An 18453-nucleotide genomic window follows, 5' to 3' on the forward strand; every position below is an offset into this window, starting at 1 on the left:
GTCTCACCTAGATGTCAGCGCGACCTCCGCGCGTATCCCTTTCCTGGAGAACCTGCTCAATGAAATCCGGACTTCGGCCGCGCCGTCGCGGGCCCCTTTCCGCCTTGTCCCTGCGCGCCGCCTTGCGCCCGCGCTCGACGGCGCTCGTTCTCGCCATGACGGGCGTCTATGCGGCCATGGCCACGCCGGCCGCCTTCGCGCAAGAGGACGCCCGCGTCAGTTTCAACATCAGTTCCCAACCTTTGTATGGCGCCCTGCGCGCCTTTTCCGCGCAAGCGCAGCAGCAAGTGCTGTTCGATGAAACCACCGTCGCGAATCGCAATGCCCCTGCGGTCCAAGGCTTGATGTCGCCACGCCAGGCCTTGGATCAGCTATTGGCCGGCTCCGGCATCCAGGTCATCTCGCAGCGCGCAGGCGCCTATACGCTCAAGGGCCCCGGGACCGGCGGACAGGACGTCACGCAACTGCCCACGGTGCGCGTGACCGCCGACAGCCAGACCGGGACGGGCCCCGTCATCGGCTACGTGGCCGAACGCAGCCTCTCCGCCACCAAGTCAGACACCCCGCTGATCAAGACCCCCCAGGCCATTTCGGTGGTGACGCGCGACCAGATGACTACCCAGAACGTGCAAAGCGTGGCTCAAGCGCTGCGCTATACGTCGGGCATCACGCCCGAGCAGCGCGGCACCAATACCGATTCGCTCGAATACCTGTACGCGCGCGGCTTCCAGGTGGAGCAATACTGGAATGGCCTGCGCCTGCCCGGCGCCTCCGCGGGCTACAACGTGACCAGCTTCGACCCCTACATGCTGGAGCGCGTCGAGGTGCTGCACGGCCCCTCGTCCGTGCTTTACGGCCAGGGCTCTCCTGGCGGCATGGTCAACCTGGTGAGCAAGATGCCCACCGATGAACCTTTGCACGAGATGGGCATCCAGACCGGCAGCTACGGCCGCGCCCAGGTCTTCGGCGATTTCAGCGGTTCCCTCAACGACGACGGCACCCTGCTCTATCGCCTGACGGCCGATGGCTTCGAGACCGGCACGCAGACCCAATACAACCGCCAGGAACGCTACGCCGTCGCCCCGTCCATCATGTGGCGCCCCAACAGCGACACCAAGCTGACGGTGTATGCCTACTACCAGGCCGATCCCAAGGCAGGCGGCTACAACTTCGTGCCGGCCGTGGGCACCGCGACGGCGGGCGTGGTCACGCTGCCGCGCCGCCTGGACGTCGGCGAACCGGATTTCGACAGCTTCCGCAAGACGCAGGAGTCGATCGGCTATTCGTTCGAACACCGCTTCAACGATACGTGGTCGGTGCGGCAGAACTATCGCTTCCTGCATAACAGCGAATCGATCCGTTACCTGAGCTACGCCAGCCTGTCGTCCGACGGACGCACCTTGCTGCGCACGCCGTATTGGAACAACGGCCAGGTCAATGCCCATACCCTCGACAACCAGTTGATCGCCCGCTTCGGCACCGGCCCGCTGACGCACCAGGTGACGCTGGGCGCCGATTACCAGCACACGCAGTATGACCACGATTTCAAGGGCAACCTGGCGGGCGGCCCCTCGCTGGATCCGACGAATCCCGTCTACGGCCAAGCCGTGCCGGACGCCAATTTCCAGTTCGCGACCGCGGGCGACCAGGCCTTGCGCCAGTTCGGTCTCTACGCCCAAGACCAGATCGACGTCGGCAATTGGAGTTTCCTGGGCGGTATCCGCGAGGACTGGGCGCACGAAACTTTCGACCCCTACAAGGCCGGCACCGCGTCGACCGAACAGTCGGATCGCGCCTTCACCTGGCGCCTGGGCGGCGTCTACAAGTTCGACAACGGCATTGCGCCGTACGCGAGCTATTCGAAGTCGTTCGCGCCGCAGATCGGCACGGATTACTCCGGCACGCCGTTCCAGCCCACCAAGGGCAAGCAGTACGAAGTCGGCGTGAAGTACCAGCCGCCGGGCTACAACAGCTTCGTTACCGTGGCGGCCTATCACCTCACGCAGGAAAACGTCACGACCACCGACCCGGACCATCCTACCTTCAGCGTCCAGACCGGCGCGGTCCGCTCGCGCGGCTTCGAGGTGGAGGGGCATGCCAGCCTGAGCAACAACCTCCAGTTGATCGCCACGTACACCTACACCGATCTGTTGAACACGCGCAGCAACAGCACCAACCTGGACCGCGTTCCCGTCGGCATTCCGCGCAATGCCGCCAGCTTGTGGGCCGACTATACGATCCCGTCCAGCGCCCTCGCCGGGTTGCAGGTGGGCGCCGGCGTGCGCTACATCGGCAATACCTGGGGCGATGCCACCAATGACCTGAAGCTGCCTTCGGTCACGCTGGTTGATGTCGCACTGCACTACGACCTGGGACGGAGCTTCGACAGCATGCGCGGCTGGACGGCATCGCTGACCGCCAGCAACCTGTTCGATCGCGACTACCTGTCCTATTGCTCGGGAGGACTCTGCACCTGGGGCGCCGGACGGGTGGTGCTGGCGGGCCTGAAATACAAGTGGTAATCGGACTACCGTGGCGGGGTAGCGCCTGCCACGCGCAACCTACCCGGCCGTCGTGAGCCCTTCAGGATGCCGCGGCAGCGCGTCCGTGATTTCATGCCAGGGCGCCTTCGATCCGACGTGTACATGACATTGCGGGCGCGACCCAGGATCGTCGTCCAGGACGCCCAGCGCCAGGCCCAGTATGGTGGAATCCGCATCGAACCGGGTCAGCAAATTGGATCCGCACACGGAGCAGAATCCGCGGTGTTGCCCGGGCGAGGACTCGTAGTAGCGGACCAGCCCCGCTCCGCGCGTCCAGCTGAATTCGGACGCCCGGACGCTGCCTCGCGCACGGAATGCGGAGCCATGGGATTTTCGGCACATGCGGCAATGGCAATAAAGCAGGTCCGTCACCGGTCCTGCAATTTGAAATCCCACCCCCTGGCACAAGCAGCTACCGTTTAGCATCCCTACCCCTGGAAGATCGGCAAGAGCGAATACGAATCATAGGACCGGGCAGGCCCTGCCGCGATATCAATATGTCCCGGACAGCTTGTCGATGATCGACAGCCGGATGTTCTCGATATGCCGCATGGTCTCGGCCGCGGCCGCCTGCGCGTCACCGCGCGCCAGGGCGTCCAGCATGGCCAGATGCTCGCCGCAGACCGGCACCATGCGATTCTCCAGGCGCTTGAGCGAAAACATGCGGGTCTTCTGGCGCAGCTTGGCGATCATGCTCGCCATCAGCTCGTTGCCGCAATACTCGGATATCAGGCCATGGAGCTCGGCGTCCAGCTGTTGATGCAACGGATCGCCCGGCTGCCCTTCCTCCATCAAGGCCTGGACCCGCGTGCGCAGGTCGGCCAGCACGTCCGCCGGCACCTTGCCGGCGGCCCGCCCGGCGGCATCGCCTTCCAGCAGGCGGCGGATATGCAGGGTCTCCATGAGGTCCTGCAGGGTCACCTGGCGCACGAACAGGCGATTGTTGGACTTGCGCTCCAGCATCTCCTCGCCCTCCAGCCGGTGCATGGCCTCCCGCAGCGGCGTGCGCGACACGCCCAGGCGCAGGGCCAGCGCCCGCTCCTGCACCTGTTCCCCCTGTTTCAGTTCGCGCGAAAGGATGAGGTCGACCAGGGCGTCGTACGCCTGGTTCGCCAATCCTCGATTGCCACTGTCCAGTTCCTGGCTGGACGCCACTTCCTCTTGTCCCGGATTCATGAATTCTGTTTGTGAGCTATGCATAAAAAGCGAGTGTGGCACAGGTTGTGGGCTCCAAATACGGTATCGGGCATCCCAAATAGCGGGTTTTCTCCCGGATCACCGCATCCTCCCGTGCTGGTCCATCCATTGTATATAAGTGGTATACCTAATGTACTCACGCCGGCGCCAGGCGCAGAATCCCAACATCACCCATGGTCTTCCCAAGACAGGAACCGATGTCCTCCGCCGAACTCGATGTCCGTTTATCCGACCGCGTCGCGGCCGCCCGCCCCTCCGCCACCGGCGCCATCAGCGAACTGGCCCGCAGGCTGTCGGCCGAGGGTCGCTCCATCATCAGCCTGAGCGAAGGCGAACTGGATTTCGATACCCCCGCGCATGTGCGCGAGGCCGCCATCCAGGGCATCGCGGACGGACAGACCCGCTATACCGACGTCGGCGGCACGCCGGCCCTGAAGGCGGCCGTGGCGGCGAAATTCGCGCGCGACAATCACCTGGCCTACACGCCGGCCGAGATCATCGCCGCCACCGGCGCCAAGCAGATCCTCTTCAACGCCCTGCTCGCCACCCTGAATCCTGGCGACGAGGCCATCGTGGTGGCGCCCTATTGGGTGTCCTATACGGAAATGGCCCGCATCGCCGGCGGCACGCCCGTGGTCATTACCCCGGACGCAGCCAACGATTTCAAGCTGACCCCGGCGCTGCTTGAACGGCACCTGACGCCCAACACGCGCTGGCTGATCCTTAACGCGCCGTGCAATCCGTCCGGCGCGCTGTATACCCGCGAGGAGTTCGCCGCCCTCGCCGCCGTGATCCGCCGCCACCCACGCGTGCTGGTGATGTCCGACGACATCTACGAGAAGCTGGTCTACGAGGGCGAATTCGTGTCCTTTGCCGAGGCGGCGCCCGACATGCATGCGCGGACGCTGACGATCAACGGGGTGTCGAAATCGCACGCGATGACCGGCTGGCGGCTGGGCTACGCGGGCGGTCCGGCGTGGCTGGTCAAGGCCATGAACCTGTTGCAGTCGCAGAGCACCAGCAACCCCAGCTCCGTAAGCCAGGCGGCCGCCGTCGCCGCATTGAACGGCTCGCACGATTTCCTCGACGAGTGGCGCGCCCGCCTGCGCACGCGCCGCGACATGGCGCTGGACATCCTGCAAGCGGCTGCGCCGGTGCTGACCGTGCGCCGCCCGCCGGCCGCGTTCTACTTATTCGCGGACTGCCGGACAGCCATCGGCATGCGCACGCCTTCGGGAGCAAGCCTGGCCACCGACGCCGACCTCGCCCGCTACCTGATCGAGGAAGCCGGCGTGGCGGTGGTGCCCGGCAGCGCCTTCGGCCTGGAACCCTATCTGCGCCTGACGTTCTGCATTGCCGACGACCGCCTCAAGCTTGCCTGCGAACGCATCGTCGCCGCCTGCGCCAGGCTGACCCGCTGCTAGGCCCGACCTTGAATCGCCCCGCCGACGCCGCCACGCTGGAAACTGCCGCCCCGCTCGTGGAGGACAGCGCCGCCGCGCTGGTGGCCCGCGCGCGTATCGAACCGGTGGGCGACCGCTGCCTGCTCATCCGCCTGGGCGACGCGGTGGACCTGGCCACCAACCGGGCGGTACACGCGGTGACGGCGCTCATCGACGCCTACAAGCCTGCCGCCGTAATCGAGGCGGTCCCCGCCTTCACCACGGTCGCCGTGCATTACCAGCCCTCGCGCTGCCCCCGCGAAGGCGACTTGCCCAGCGTGTGGCTGACCCGCCAGATCGAAGCCCTGCTGCGCCGCGACCTCCCCCGCATCGACAACACAGGCCGCGTGGTCGAGATACCCGCGTGCTATGGCGGCGACTTCGGTCCCGACCTGGAGGACGTCGCGCGCCAGTGCGGCCTGGCGCCGGAGGACGTGATCAGCCTGCACAGCGGATCGCCGCTGACCCTCTATGCCTTTTTCTTTTCCCCGGGCAATCCCTTCGCCGGCCCGCTGGACCCGCGCCTGAACGTGAAGCGGCGTTCGTCGCCGCGCACGCGGGTGGAGGCGGGGTCGGTGGCCATCGCCAACGGCCTGTCCTCGATCTACCAAAGCGCATCGCCCGGCGGCTGGAACGTCATCGCGCGCACGCCCTGGAACCTGTTCCAGGTCGACCGGCAGCCGCCCACCCGCCTGCGCCTGGGCGACCAGCTGCGTTTCAAGCCCATCTCGCCCGACGAATTCCACGATCTGCTGGAGCCACGGCCATGAACGTGATGACCGTCGAACGCCCCGGCATGCTGAGCACGCTGCAGGACACCGGCCGCTTCGGCCACCAGCAATATGGCGTGTCGGTGAACGGCCCGATGGATGAATGGTCGCATCGCCTGGCCAATATCCTGGTGGGCAACGACGACGACGCGGCGGTGCTCGAATGCACGCTGACGGGGCCGCGCGTGGTTTTCGCCGAAAACACGCTGGTGGCGCTGTGCGGCGCGCGCATGCGCATCACGGCCAATGGCCAGCCGGTTCCCCAGGACCGCGCGGTGCTGCTGCGGCGCGGCACGGTGCTGGACGTGGGCGAACGCCTGCAAGGCGTGCGTCTCTACCTGGCCGTGCGGGGCGGTTTCGCGACCGAACCGGTGCTGGGCAGCCGCAGCACCAATATCCGCGCGGGCTTCGGCGGCCACGCGGGGCGCGCGCTGAAGCGGGGCGACCGGGTGCCGGCCGGCCGCGCGCCACGGGAACTGCCCACGACGCATATCGAGAAGCTGATGGTCCAGAGCGGCATGCCGGTACTGCACGCGGATACGGTGGACGTGACGCCGCCGGCCGAACACGGTCCGACCGAACACAGCCCGACCGAGCGCGACCCGACCGACAGCGCACCGACGCCCCGGGCCATCCGCATCGTCCCCGGCCCGCACTGGTCCGCCTTCTCCGCCGCCGCCCACGCGCAGCTGACCACGCTGCCCTATTCCATCACCCAGCAGTCGGACCGCATGGGCGCGCGCCTGCAAGGCGAGGCCCTGGCGCTGAAAGCTCCGCTGGAACTGATTTCCGAGGCCACCGCCTTCGGCACCATCCAGGTGCCGCCGGACGGCCAGCCTATCGTCCTCATGGCCGACCGCCAGAGCGCCGGCGGCTATCCCAAGATCGCCTACGTCGCCAGCGCCGACCTGCCGCTGCTGGCGCAGGCCATGCCGGGCGCGGCCCTGCATTTCGCCCGTGTCGAACAGGCCGATGCCGAACTGGCGTGGCGCGCGACCGAGGACCGCCTGCAGGAAATACGACACGCCGCGGCCCGGGTCCTGCGATCATGACACGGCAGCCCCCTCCAACATTCCCTCCACGTCAGGAGTAAGCGACATGCCTTCCATCGATATCAACTGTGACATGGGCGAGAGCTTCGGCGCCTGGGTCATGGGCCAGGACAGCGAGTTGATGCCGCACATCACCGCCGCCAATATCGCCTGCGGCTTTCACGCCGGCGACCCGGATGTGATGCTGGCCACCGTGCGCGCCGCCATCCGGCACAAGGTCGCCATCGGCGCCCACCCCGGCCTGCCCGACCTGCAAGGCTTCGGCCGCCGCGTCATGGCGATGACGGCGGAAGAAGTCTACGCCCTGGTGGTCTACCAGGTCGGCGCCATGCAGGCCATGGCCCGCGCCCAGGGCGGCACGCTGCACCACGTCAAGACGCACGGCGCGCTCTACAACATGACCGCGCGCGATCCCGCACTGGCCGATGCCGTGGCCCGCGCGGTCGCCGACGTCGATCCGTCGCTACCCATTTATGTCGCCAACGCGCCGATCGCCAAGGCCACGCTGGACCGCGGCCTGACCGCCATCCATGAGGTCTATGCCGATCGCACGTACCAGGACGACGGCACGCTGACGCCCCGCTCGCAGCCGCACGCCATGATCGAGGATGTCGGCCAGGCCATCGCGCAGGTCAAGCGCATGGTCAAGGAAGGCGTGGTGCGTTCCCTGTCGGGCAAGGATGTGCCCATCAAGGCCGACACGCTGTGCATCCATGGCGACCAGCCCGGCGCCGCGGTGTTCGCTCGCGACATCCGCGCCGCGCTGGAAGCCGAAGGCATTGAAGTCCGGACGGTGTAGCAGCCGTCCACCTGGAATCCGGCCGCGTACTCAAGGGGAGACGGGGCCGGACGCCAAGCCGTAGCAAGACCTTCCCTCTGCAAGCCGTGTCACCGCACGGCTGGGGAAGCTTTTTTTCCTCGAAAGTGGTTCGGATGCTGTAACAGCCGCCCTCAGCGTCTCCACGCCACCGTCTACCCTAGGAGTGACCTGCATGTCTTCCACCCGACGCAACACGCCCACCGCCCCGCGCCGCACCCGCGGAATCAAGGGCCCCTTGCTGTCCGCCGCGCTGGCGGCCGCGCTTGCCGTCGCCGGCATCACCGGCGCCCAAGCCCAGACCCCGACCCGCGGCGGCACGCTGCGCGCCATCGTCCAGCCCGAGCCGCCGCTGCTCATGCTGGGCCTGAACCAGCAGATTCCCACCCAGTACGTGGCCGGCAAGATCTATGAAAGCCTGCTGACCTGGTCGCCCGACCTCAAGCCCCAGCCCGGCCTGGCCCGCGCATGGCACGTCTCGGAGGACGGCAAGACCTATACCTTCGACCTGCAGCAAGGCGTGACCTGGCATGACGGCAAGCCCTTCAGCGCCGACGACGTGGTCTTCAGCATCGACAAGTTCCTGCGCGCCGTGCACCCGCGCGCCCGCGTCATCATCAACCAGTTCGTGGACTCGGTCACGGCGCTGGCGCCGGACAAGGTCGAAATCAAGCTGAAGACGCCCTTCGCGCCCTTCCTGAAGGCCTTCGTCAGCGACAACATGCCCATCGTGCCCAAGCATCTGTACGACGGCACCGACTACCTGAACAACCCCAACAACCAGCATCCCATCGGCACCGGCCCGTTCATGTTCAAGAACTGGAACAAGGGTTCGGTCATCGAGTTGGTGCGCAATCCCAACTACTGGCAGAAGGGCAAGCCCTATCTGGACGGCATCGTCTTCAGCGTGATTCCGGACTCGGCGTCGCGCGCCGTCGCCTTCGAGCGCGGCGACGTGGATGTGCTGCGCAGCGGCGACGTCGACAACGTCGACATCAAGCGCCTGAAAGCCCTGGCCAATGTGGAATACACCACCAAGGGCTGGGAAATGTTCGCGCAGCAGGCCTATATCCAGATGAACGAACGCAAGCCGCCGTTCGACAACATCAAGGTGCGCCAGGCGGTGATGTACGCGCTGAACCGCAAGTTCATCGTCGACAACATCTTCTTCGGCCTGGGCAAGGTGTCCACCGGCCCGATCTCGTCGCAGACGCCCTTCTACAGCGCCGACGTAACGCAGTACCCGTACGACATCAAGAAGGCGCGCGCGCTGATCAAGGAGTCCGGCGTCGACCTGTCCAAGACGCCGGTGAAGATCCTCGCCTATCCCTACGGCGCCGCCTGGGATCGCCTGGGCGAGTACACCCGCCAGGCCCTGCAGCAGATCGGTTTCACCGTCGATATGGAAGCGGCCGATGCCGGCACGTGGTCCAAGCGCGTGTCCGATTTCGATTTCGACCTCACCTTCAGCTTCACGTCGCAGTACGGCGATCCGGCCCTGGGCGTATCGCGCCTGTTCCTGACGCGCAACATCGTCAAGGGCTCGGCTTTCGTCAACAACGAGGGCTACAAGAACGCGCAAGCCGACGCGCTGTGGGACAAGGCCGCCACGGCGACCTCGGACGCGGACCGCGCGCAGGCGTATGCCCAGGTGCAGAAGATCCTGGTGGACGAAGTCGCCAACGGCTACCTGTTCGAGATCGACAATCCCTCGCTGTATCGCGCCAGGATCCATAACCTGGTCACGACGGCCATCGGACTGAACGACACCTTCGCCGACGTCTACATCGACAAGTAAGCCGCGCCCTGCCGCCGGCGGCGCCACGGCCTGCATCGGCCGGGGCGCCGGCCGCCGCATTCCCGTTTTCCTGTCTTACCGCTTTGGAGCCGACGCTTTGAAGACCCTGTCGTATTTCGCCTCGCGGCTTGGCAAAGCCGTCATCGTCGTGCTCGGCGTGGTGATCCTGAATTTCCTGCTGATACGCATGGCCCCCGGCGACCCCGCCGCCGTGCTGGCCGGCGAGGCCGGCGCCTCCGACCCCGCCTACGTGGAGCAGCTGCGCCGCGAGTTCGGCCTCGACCAGCCCGTCTACGTCCAGCTGGGCACCTACCTGAAGGGCATCGCCCGCCTGGACCTTGGCTATTCGTACCGTGAACGCGTGCCCGTGCTGAACCTGATCCTGGACCGTCTGCCGGCCACGCTGCTGCTGATGACCTGCGCCTTCCTGTTCTCCGTCGCGCTGGGCATGCTGGCGGGCGTCATCGCGGCGCGCGCCCGCTATGAAGGGCGCCGCCGCTGGGTGGACAGCACCATCATGAGCGGCGCCCTGCTGATCTACGCCACGCCGCAGTTCTGGCTGGCCTTGCTGGCCGTGATCTTCTTCTCCCTGACGCTGGGCTGGTTGCCGCCGTTCGGCATGGAAACGGTGGCATCGACGCTGACCGGCTGGGCCCGGGTCAGCGATATCGCGCAGCACCTGGTCCTGCCCACCGTCTCGCTGGGCTGCTTCTTCATGGCCATCTATGCGCGCCTGACCCGCGCTTCCATGCTGGAAGTCCTGGGCATGGACTTCATCAAGACCGCGCGGGCCAAGGGCGTGCCGGTACAGCAGATCATCCGCCGCCATGCGCTGCGCAACGCGCTGCTGCCGGTGATTACCTTCGCCGGCATCCAGCTGGGCCAGATGGCCGGCGGCGCCGTGCTCACGGAGACCGTCTTCGGCTGGCCCGGCATCGGCCGCCTGATGTTCGACGCCCTGGTCCAGCGCGACTACCAGTTGCTGCTGGGCGTGTTCCTGGTCACCTCGACCATGGTGGTGGTCTTCAACCTGATCACCGACCTGATCTATCGCTTCGTCGATCCCCGCATCCAGGGAAGCTGATACATGAAAGCCTTTGTCAAACGTTTCTGCGCCCATCGGGGCGCCACCGCGGGCGTCATCATCCTGCTGGCCGTGATCGCCGTCGGGCTGGTCGCTCCTTTCTGGTTCGACGAATCGCCGTGGATGATGGTGGGATCGCCCCTGCTCGCCCCGTTCAGCGACCCCTCCTTTCCGCTGGGCACCGACATGCTGGGCCGCGACATCGCGGCGGGCCTGGCCTATGGCGCCCGTGTCTCGCTGTTGATCGGCGTCATCTCCACCGCCGTCGCGGTGCTGATCGGCATCCTGGTGGGCGCGCTCGCCGGTTATTTCGGCGGCCGCCTGGACGACCTCCTCATGCGGCTGACCGAGTTCTTCCAGACCATTCCTCAACTGGCCATGGCCATGGTGCTGGTGGCGATCTTCAAGCCCAACCTGGTGTCCATCGTAGGCGCCATCGCCATCGTTTCCTGGCCGCCGGTGGCGCGCCTGGTGCGGTCTGAGTTCATGACGCTGCGCACCCGCGAGTTCGTGCAGGCGGCGGTGGTGATCGGCCAGCGCCCGCTGCGCATCATCCTCACGCAGATCCTGCCCAATGCGGCCTCGCCCATCATCGTCACCGCGTCGCTGATGACGGCCACGTCCATCCTCACCGAATCGGCGCTGTCCTTCATGGGCCTGGGCGACCGCAACCTGATGAGCTGGGGCTTCATGATAGGCGCGGCCCGCACCATGCTGCGCGAAGCGCCGCTGATGAGCCTGTGGCCGGGCCTGGCCATCATGCTCACCGTGCTGGCCATCAACCTGATCGGCGAAGGCCTGAACGATGCCCTCAATCCGCAGCTACGCAAACGTGGAGCGTGACGCCATGACCCTCTCCACCTCCTCCTCAGCCTCCACGTCCGCCGCCGCGCCCCTGCTGTCCATCCGCGACCTCACCATCGCCCTGCCCGCCGGCGGCGACCGGCCGCATGCCGTCAGGAACATCTCCTTCGACATCCGTCCGGGCGAGATCCTGTGCATCGTCGGCGAGTCGGGCTCGGGCAAATCGATGAGCGCCAACGCCATCATGGGCCTCTTGCCGGACTACCTGCGTCCGCAAGGCGGCCAGATCCTGTTCGGCGGACGCGACCTGCTGCAACTGGACGAAGACACGCTGCGCGGCATGCGCGGCCGCGAAATGGCGATGATCTTCCAGGAACCCCTGTCGGCGCTCAATCCGCTGCTGACGGTCGGCGACCAGATCGACGAAGTCATGCGCGTGCACGACGTCGGCACCGCCGAATCGCGCCAGGCGCGCGTGCTCGAACTGCTGGAGTTCGTCGGCCTGCCCGAACCCGCGACGCTGCGCCACGCCTGGCCCTTCCGCCTGTCCGGCGGCCAGCGCCAGCGCGTGATGATCGCCATGGCGCTGGCGCTGGAGCCGCGCCTGTTGATCGCCGACGAGCCCACGACCGCGCTGGACGTCACCACCCAGGCGCAGATCCTCGCCCTGATTGCCCGCATCCAGCGCGAGAAAGGCATGGGCGTGATGTTCGTCACGCATGACTTCGGCGTGGTCGCCGAGATCGCCGACCGCGTGGCGGTCATGGAAAAAGGCATCCTGGTCGAGGAAGGCCCCGCGGAGCAGGTGCTGAACCGGCCGCGCCATCCCTATACCCGGCGCCTGATCGCCGCCGTGCCCAGCCAGCAGGCCTCGGCGGGCGAACGCCGCGGCGCCGGCCCGCGCCCCGTGCTGGAGGTCAGGCACCTGAACAAGATATACGCCGCCAGCGGCGGCCTGTTCCAGAAGAAACGCGTGGTCCACGCGGTCAATGACGTCAGCTTCAGCGTGGGCCGTGGCCAGACCCTGGGCATCGTGGGCGAATCGGGCTCCGGCAAGTCGACCATCGGCAAATGCCTGCTCAAGCTGCTGGAGATCGACGGCGGCGAGATGCTGTTCGACGGCGAGGACATCGCGCCCTTGTCGGAGGCCCGCTTCCGCCCGCAACGCTGCAAGATCCAGATGATTTTCCAGGATCCCTTCGCGTCCCTGAATCCGCGCCAGACCGTGGGCCGCATACTGTGCGACGGGCCGCTCGCCAACGGCGTCGCGCGCGCGCAGGCCGAGCAGCGCGCGCGCGAACTGCTCAAGCTGGTGGAGCTGGATCCGTCCGCCTTCGACCGCTATCCTGTCGAATTCTCCGGCGGCCAGCGCCAGCGCATCGGCATCGCGCGCGCCCTGGCCATGGAGCCCCAATTGATCGTCGCCGACGAGTCGGTGTCGGCGCTGGACGTGTCCGTGCAGGCACAGGTGTTGAAGCTGCTGCGGGACGTGCAACAGCGCCTGCAACTGGCCTTGATCTTCATCACCCACGACCTGCGGGTGGCGGCCCAGATCTGCGACCACCTGCTGGTCATGCATCGCGGCCGCGTGGTGGAGCAAGGACCGCCGGCGCGTATTTTCGATGATCCCCAGCACGCTTACACCCGCCAGCTGATCGCGGCCATGCCCGGCCGCGACTGGGATCCGGCGGCGGCCGTCACCACCGATACGGCGACCGCGTCGACGGCCCCTGCGCCGGCCGCCGCGGCGATGCACCAGGCGGCTGTCCCGCATGTCCCCCATGCCCCGCATCTCCCCCCCGCCACCGCCCACAAGGCGACCTGATCCGATGCCGTCCGCGACCATGATAGAACCCGACCTTCCCCTCGCCGAGCGCCTGTTCGAACGCTTGCGCGCGCAAAGCCACGACGGCGTGGGCATGACGCGAGACAGCTACGGCGCCGGCGAACAGGCGGCCCACGAGACCATGGCGGACTGCGCGCGCCAGCTGGGGCTGGTCGTGCGCAGGGACGCCGCGCTCAATCTTTACCTGACGCTGCCCGGCCGGCGCCGCGACCTGCCCGCCGTGATGACCGGATCGCACCTGGACTCGGTGCCGCGCGGGGGCAATTACGACGGCGCGGCCGGCGTGGTCGCGGGCCTGGCGGTGCTGGCCGGATGGGTGCGCGCCGGCGCGACCCCGCAGCGCGATGTCGTCGTGATGGGCATACGCGCCGAGGAAAGCGCCTGGTTTCCCGTCTCGTACGCCGGCAGCAAGGCGGCCTTCGGCCTGCTCGACGCCCAGGCCCTGCAAAGCCCTCGCGCGGATACCGGACGCCCCTTGGGCGACCACATCCGCGACTGCGGCGGCCAGCCGGAGCTCGTGGCCGCGGGCGTGCCCGCGCTGCAAGCGACCGGGCTGGACTGTTTCGTCGAACTGCACATCGAACAGGGCCCGGTGCTGATGGGCGCCGGCCAACCCCTGGGCGTGGTGACCGGAATCTGCGGTAGCCACCGCTATCGCGCCGCGCGCGTGCTCGGACGCTATGCGCACTCCGGCGCCACCCCGCGCGGCCATCGCGCCGATGCGGTAGTCGCGCTGGCCGCGCTGATCGACCGCTTGCAGGCCATCTGGGCGGAGATGGAAAACGACGGCCACGAACTGACGCTGACCTTCGGCCAGGTCTACACCGACCCCAGGCAGGCGGATTTCAGCAAGGTCCCGGGGCAGGTATCCTTTTCGGTCGACATCCGCTCGCGCGACACCGCGACGCTGCGCCTGATGGATGAACACCTGCTGACGACCGCGCGCGCCATCGCCACCGCGCAAGGCGTAAGCTTCGAATGGGGGCCGGCGTCGGGCAGCCAGCCGGCGGTCATGGACCCGGCCTTGCGCCAGGCCCTGCACGCCGCCGCGGCAGGCATCAGCGCCGGCGTGCGCGACATGCCCAGCGGCGCCGGACACGACAGCGCCACCTTCGCCAACCAGGGCGTGCCCAGCGCGATGCTGTTCGTGCGCAACGCCAACGGCAGCCACAATCCGGACGAGGCCATGGACATGGCGGATTTCGCGGCCGGGGCGCGTGTCCTCGGACAGGTGCTGGCCGGGCGTGCGGAGGTGGCGGTCGCCGCGCCCTGAAGCGCCTGCCGCGCGACCGACGCGTCAAAAAACCAACGTAAACAAGCAAGCAATAAAGAAGAGAGGAAGACCCACCGATGCCCACCTGCGTCATCGCCCAACCCGTCCATCCCAGCGGCCCGCAACGCATGCGCGCGGCGGGCATGGACGTCATCGAACCGCCCGGCACCACCCTGGATGCCCTGCGCCAGGTCATCGCCCGGGCCGACGCCGTGCTGGTGCGCGACAGCCTGCCCGCCGATCTCATCGACATCGCGCCGAACCTGTGCGTCATCGCCAACCACGGCACCGGCACCGACAAGATCGCCGTGGCCCACGCCAGCGACCTCGGCATCCCGGTCGTCTATACGCCGTCGGCCAATGTGCAGGCCGTCGCGGAGCACGCCCTGATGCTGATGCTGGCCACGGCGCGCCAGGCCGCGCTGGCCGATGCCGCCACCCGCAAGGGGGACTGGCGTTTCAAGTATGAACAGCCCATGATCTCACTGTGCGGCAAGACGCTGGGCATCGTCGGCCTGGGCCGCACCGGCCGCATTCTCTGCGACATGGTCACGCAGGCGCTGGGCATGCGGGTAGTGGCCTGGTCGCCCAGCCTGCCGGCCGACGCGGCGCTGCCAGCCGGCGCGCGCCGCGCCGCCAGCCTGGACGAACTGCTCGCCGACGCGGACGTGGTGTCCCTGCACCGACCGCTGCGGCCCGATACCCGCCACACCCTGGATGCCGCCGCGCTGCGCCGCATGAAGCGCGGCGCCATCGTGATCAACACTTCGCGCGGCGGCCTCATCGACGAAGCCGCCCTGGCCGATGCCTTGCGCGATGGCCACCTGTTCGGCGCGGGCCTGGATGTATTCGAGACCGAGCCCCTGCCGGCCGGCGCCGCCATCGCGGGCCTGCCCAATGCCGTGCTGACGCCGCACGTGGCCGGATCGGCGCAGGAAGCGCTGCAAGCCACCGCCAGCCAATGCGCGGACCAGATCATCGACGTGCTCTCGGGGCGGCAGCCGCCCCACATGGTCCGGCCCGACGTCTGGACGCACCGCCGCCTGCCCCGCCATCCCCTTTCCGCTTCCCCTCTTCCCATCGATCGCCAGCCATGACCCCGCCCATCGTCAGTCTCGAACAAGGCAGCATTCCGCTGCTCATCTCCATCCCGCACGGCGGCGAATACCTGCCCGAGCCGTACGCGCGCCGCATGACGCCGGCCGCGCGCAAGCTGGCCGACACCGACTGGCACCTGTCGCGCCTGTACGATTTCGCGCGGCGCATGGGCGCCTCCATGGTGCGGGCGAACTACTCGCGCTATGTGATCGACGTGAACCGTCCCAGCGACGGCGGCGCGCTCTATCCCGGACAGACCACCACGACACTGTGCCCGGTGGCGACCTTCCATGGCGAGCCGGTCTACCTGGACCCGGCGGACGTCCCCGGCGCGGACGAGACCGCGCAACGGGTGCGCGACTACTGGCAGCCCTATCACGACACCCTGGCCGCCGAGCTCCAGCGCGTGCGCCGGCAGCACGGGCATGTGCTGATGTGGGAAGCGCACTCCATCGCCAGCGAGCTGCCCTACCTGTTCGAAGGCCGCCTGCCGGACCTCAACCTCGGCACCTTCAGCGGCGCCGCCTGCGCCCCCGCCCTGCGCGAGGCCGCCATGGCCGCGGCGGCGGCGGGCCCTTACTCCTGGGTCATCGACGACCGCTTCAAGGGCGGCCACATTACGCGGCACTACGGCCGCCCGCAAGACGGCGTCCATGTCGTGCAGCTGGAAATGGCGCAATGCGTGTACATGGACGAGACCGAGCCCTACGGCTATCGCGAGGACCTGGCGGACAAGCTGCTGCCCACCCTGCAAGCCATGGTGAAGAACACATACGCGGCGTTGACGCGCAAGGGTTGATCGCGACCGGAGCCAGGGTGGCGGCGCGGCTGCACCGTGACCCGGCTCCGCGCGGCCGGGGTCCGGCTACCGGCACCGGCTACCGCCACCGGCCATACAGACCTCAATCCGTGATGACCGACGCCCGTCCAAGGTCATTGACATGCCCGTCCGGCAGCGCGGACAGGCGATCGACCAATGCCTGCCGGTTGCCCAGGATGTCCTGGCTGCTCTCCAGGAACGCCACCTCCCGCGGGTGCAGCAGCGTCACCGCGAGCAGCCGCACCGGCCCATGCGGCGTATCGAAGCTGGCCGGCACGGACGCGGCCGGCAAACCGATCAACAGGCCGGCCATGCCTTCGGGCGACAGCCATTGGGCGGGCAAGCCCTTGACCTCCAGCAGCATGGACACCACGCTGTGGCGGTCGATCAGCCGCAGGAACTGGCCATGATGCGCCACATTCTGGCTGACCTGGTAGATCAGGTCGAACAGCCACGACCGGGTCAGGTCCTGCGCGGGTCGTCCCGGCATTTCCGTGTAGACCTCCACGCCGTATCCCAGCCAGCCCGAGTCCAGCGCGCCGGCCGGCCCCCGGCTGACCTGGCGCCTGTCGAACGGGTCGCTCAAGCCATTGCTGATCGCCAATGTCGCCCCCCGCCGATGAATGACGGTCCACGCCTGGCGCACGGACGGCCACGTCGGCCCGCCCAAGGATGCGGGGTTGACGAGAGGCGCCAGCACGTCCGGCTCCACATCGCCCAGCAGCGCATAGCATGCGTCGCGCGCCGCCGCCGTCGACGCGAACGTGTCCGACCGCTCTCGCACGTAATCCGCCAGCACCACGTCCGCGTCCCCCGTGCCGGGCGCCACGCCGTGATCGGCGGCCATTGCCTCCTGGTGTTCCGATGGCCCTGGACGCTTCTTCAGACCGAGTAATTCTCTCCACCAGCCCACGCTGATTGCCTCCTGACGGGGCGCAAGAAACCGGAAATGCCGCCACGCATCGTGGCCAATGCCGACGGCTTCCCGATATCCGCGCCCGTATCCAGTCATAGTCCGTACGGGCGCACCCGGCTATTTCCGGGCCACCTTGTCGTCGGCCCCGCCGGTGTAGTGCAGCTTGGCCAGTTCAGCCAAGGCCTTCTCCGCGGATTCCAGCGTCAGAACGATGCGTCCCACGAGCACGCCCATCGAGACTTCTTCGCGCACGTACTTCGTCTCGCCCGCGTCCAGCGTAAAGCTCAGCGTCTTCTCGGTTTCGGTGGACGCGGCGGCCTTATAGGTGCCTTTTGCGCCATCCACGTAGAAGAAGCCCCCCGGCTGCGACTTGCCCACGACCTGGTCGTTCAGGCGTATCTCGGGCTGCACGGCGGCGCCGAGCATCGAAGACGAACGGAAGAAATACACGCGCCCTTGCCCCTCCTTGACCTGCGGAATCGTCGAAGACATCTCGGCGAACTTGGGACCGCTGGCTGCGCAACCGGCCAGCAGCGCCACGCCCGCTGCCACGAACGCCCACTTCATCACCCGCTTCATTGCCTCTCTCCCAGCTTCAGCACGACCGGCAGGCCGAGCGCGGAATACGCACGGTCCCCCGGTAGATAAAATCCGACGAGCTTGTCTTGCGTCACCACCAGGTACGCTTCATGGACCTGGCGTCCTTCGATCGTGAACACCGCGCCTACAGGACGCAGCACGCTGCCCTGGGGCAACGTGCCGACCTGCCGCCATTGCGAACCCCGCGCAATCTGGCGGCGGTAGCCCGTCGGCAGCATGACCTCGACGTCTTCCTGGAGGAACTGGACTTCTTGCGCGGCGGCGTTAGCGTCCAGCGTCGCCGGCGCATGGCGCACATTGGCCGCGCACCCGGTCAACACAAGTGCGAGCAGCCCGGCCATGAATGGGCGCGAGCCGCGACGACGCCATCGGCGCAGGCGCCGCACATCTCCC

Annotated in this window: 17 protein-coding genes; 12 read left to right on the top strand and 5 right to left on the bottom strand. The window is 67.6% G+C overall.

Annotation, left to right across the window (positions count from 1 at the left end):
- Window positions 1-59: 59 nt before the first annotated feature.
- Window positions 60-2522, top strand: a complete 2463-nt coding sequence (locus tag C7R54_RS00790) for a TonB-dependent siderophore receptor (RefSeq protein WP_158021118.1) — start codon at window positions 60-62, stop codon at window positions 2520-2522.
- 39 nt (window positions 2523-2561) lie between these two features.
- Here the strand turns inward: C7R54_RS00790 and C7R54_RS00795 are convergent, their stop codons facing one another.
- Together C7R54_RS00795 and C7R54_RS00800 are read right to left on the bottom strand one after the other, a co-directional pair.
- Entirely contained in the window at window positions 2562-2969 is a 408-nt protein-coding gene (locus C7R54_RS00795; protein WP_129148299.1) for a GFA family protein, read from the bottom strand.
- 66 nt (window positions 2970-3035) lie between these two features.
- Window positions 3036-3719, bottom strand: coding sequence for a GntR family transcriptional regulator (locus C7R54_RS00800; protein WP_129148300.1), 684 nt, complete (start codon window positions 3717-3719; stop codon window positions 3036-3038).
- Window positions 3720-3937: 218 nt separating this feature from the next.
- Between C7R54_RS00800 and C7R54_RS00805 the strand changes: the two genes are divergently transcribed.
- The 11 genes from C7R54_RS00805 to hutG all read left to right on the top strand — a co-directional run bounded on the left by C7R54_RS00805 (window position 3938) and on the right by hutG (window position 16523).
- The gene (locus C7R54_RS00805) at window positions 3938-5164 is read left to right on the top strand and encodes a pyridoxal phosphate-dependent aminotransferase (protein ID WP_129148301.1); all 1227 of its coding nucleotides are present in this window, start codon (window positions 3938-3940) and stop codon (window positions 5162-5164) included.
- Between the two features lie 8 nt (window positions 5165-5172).
- On the top strand, window positions 5173-5952 hold the full coding sequence (gene pxpB / locus C7R54_RS00810; protein ID WP_240039333.1) for a 5-oxoprolinase subunit PxpB: 780 nt from the start codon (window positions 5173-5175) through the stop codon (window positions 5950-5952).
- Window positions 5949-7004 carry a 5-oxoprolinase subunit C family protein gene (locus C7R54_RS00815; protein WP_129148302.1) on the top strand — a complete coding sequence of 352 codons (1056 nt, stop codon included), beginning with the start codon at window positions 5949-5951 and terminating at the stop codon, window positions 7002-7004. Before pxpB ends, C7R54_RS00815 begins: the two co-directional genes overlap by 4 nt.
- 46 nt (window positions 7005-7050) lie before the next feature.
- A complete protein-coding gene (locus C7R54_RS00820) occupies window positions 7051-7803 on the top strand; it encodes a LamB/YcsF family protein (protein WP_129148303.1) in 753 nt (250 codons plus the stop codon).
- Between the two features lie 193 nt (window positions 7804-7996).
- Window positions 7997-9619 (top strand): ABC transporter substrate-binding protein, encoded by a 1623-nt coding sequence (locus C7R54_RS00825; protein ID WP_129148304.1) that lies wholly within the window; start codon window positions 7997-7999, stop codon window positions 9617-9619.
- Window positions 9620-9716: 97 nt separating this feature from the next.
- A complete protein-coding gene (locus tag C7R54_RS00830) occupies window positions 9717-10703 on the top strand; it encodes an ABC transporter permease (RefSeq protein WP_129148305.1) in 987 nt (328 codons plus the stop codon).
- Window positions 10704-10706: 3 nt separating this feature from the next.
- Entirely contained in the window at window positions 10707-11546 is an 840-nt protein-coding gene (locus C7R54_RS00835; RefSeq protein ID WP_129148306.1) for an ABC transporter permease, read from the top strand.
- A 4-nt stretch (window positions 11547-11550) separates the two neighbouring features.
- Window positions 11551-13332, top strand: a complete 1782-nt coding sequence (locus tag C7R54_RS00840; RefSeq protein WP_129148307.1) for an ABC transporter ATP-binding protein — start codon at window positions 11551-11553, stop codon at window positions 13330-13332.
- 4 nt (window positions 13333-13336) lie between these two features.
- Entirely contained in the window at window positions 13337-14626 is a 1290-nt protein-coding gene (locus C7R54_RS00845; RefSeq protein ID WP_129148308.1) for a Zn-dependent hydrolase, read from the top strand.
- Window positions 14627-14703: 77 nt separating this feature from the next.
- A complete protein-coding gene (locus C7R54_RS00850) occupies window positions 14704-15723 on the top strand; it encodes a hydroxyacid dehydrogenase (RefSeq protein ID WP_129148309.1) in 1020 nt (339 codons plus the stop codon).
- Window positions 15720-16523 (top strand): N-formylglutamate deformylase, encoded by an 804-nt coding sequence (hutG, locus tag C7R54_RS00855; protein ID WP_129148310.1) that lies wholly within the window; start codon window positions 15720-15722, stop codon window positions 16521-16523. The genes C7R54_RS00850 and hutG overlap by 4 nt, the downstream gene beginning before the upstream one ends.
- 103 nt (window positions 16524-16626) lie before the next feature.
- Here hutG and C7R54_RS00860 read toward each other — a convergent pair whose 3' ends face one another.
- The 3 genes from C7R54_RS00860 to C7R54_RS00870 all read right to left on the bottom strand — a co-directional run bounded on the left by C7R54_RS00860 (window position 16627) and on the right by C7R54_RS00870 (window position 18401).
- Window positions 16627-17391 (bottom strand): hypothetical protein, encoded by a 765-nt coding sequence (locus tag C7R54_RS00860; protein WP_129148311.1) that lies wholly within the window; start codon window positions 17389-17391, stop codon window positions 16627-16629.
- Between the two features lie 186 nt (window positions 17392-17577).
- Window positions 17578-18039 carry a DUF2846 domain-containing protein gene (locus C7R54_RS00865; protein ID WP_129148312.1) on the bottom strand — a complete coding sequence of 154 codons (462 nt, stop codon included), beginning with the start codon at window positions 18037-18039 and terminating at the stop codon, window positions 17578-17580.
- The gene (locus tag C7R54_RS00870; protein WP_240039334.1) at window positions 18036-18401 is read right to left on the bottom strand and encodes a hypothetical protein; all 366 of its coding nucleotides are present in this window, start codon (window positions 18399-18401) and stop codon (window positions 18036-18038) included. Before C7R54_RS00870 ends, C7R54_RS00865 begins: the two co-directional genes overlap by 4 nt.
- Window positions 18402-18453: the final 52 nt, after the last annotated feature.

This window comes from Achromobacter aloeverae (assembly GCF_004121055.1).
GTDB lineage: Bacteria > Pseudomonadota > Gammaproteobacteria > Burkholderiales > Burkholderiaceae_B > Bordetella_C > Bordetella_C aloeverae.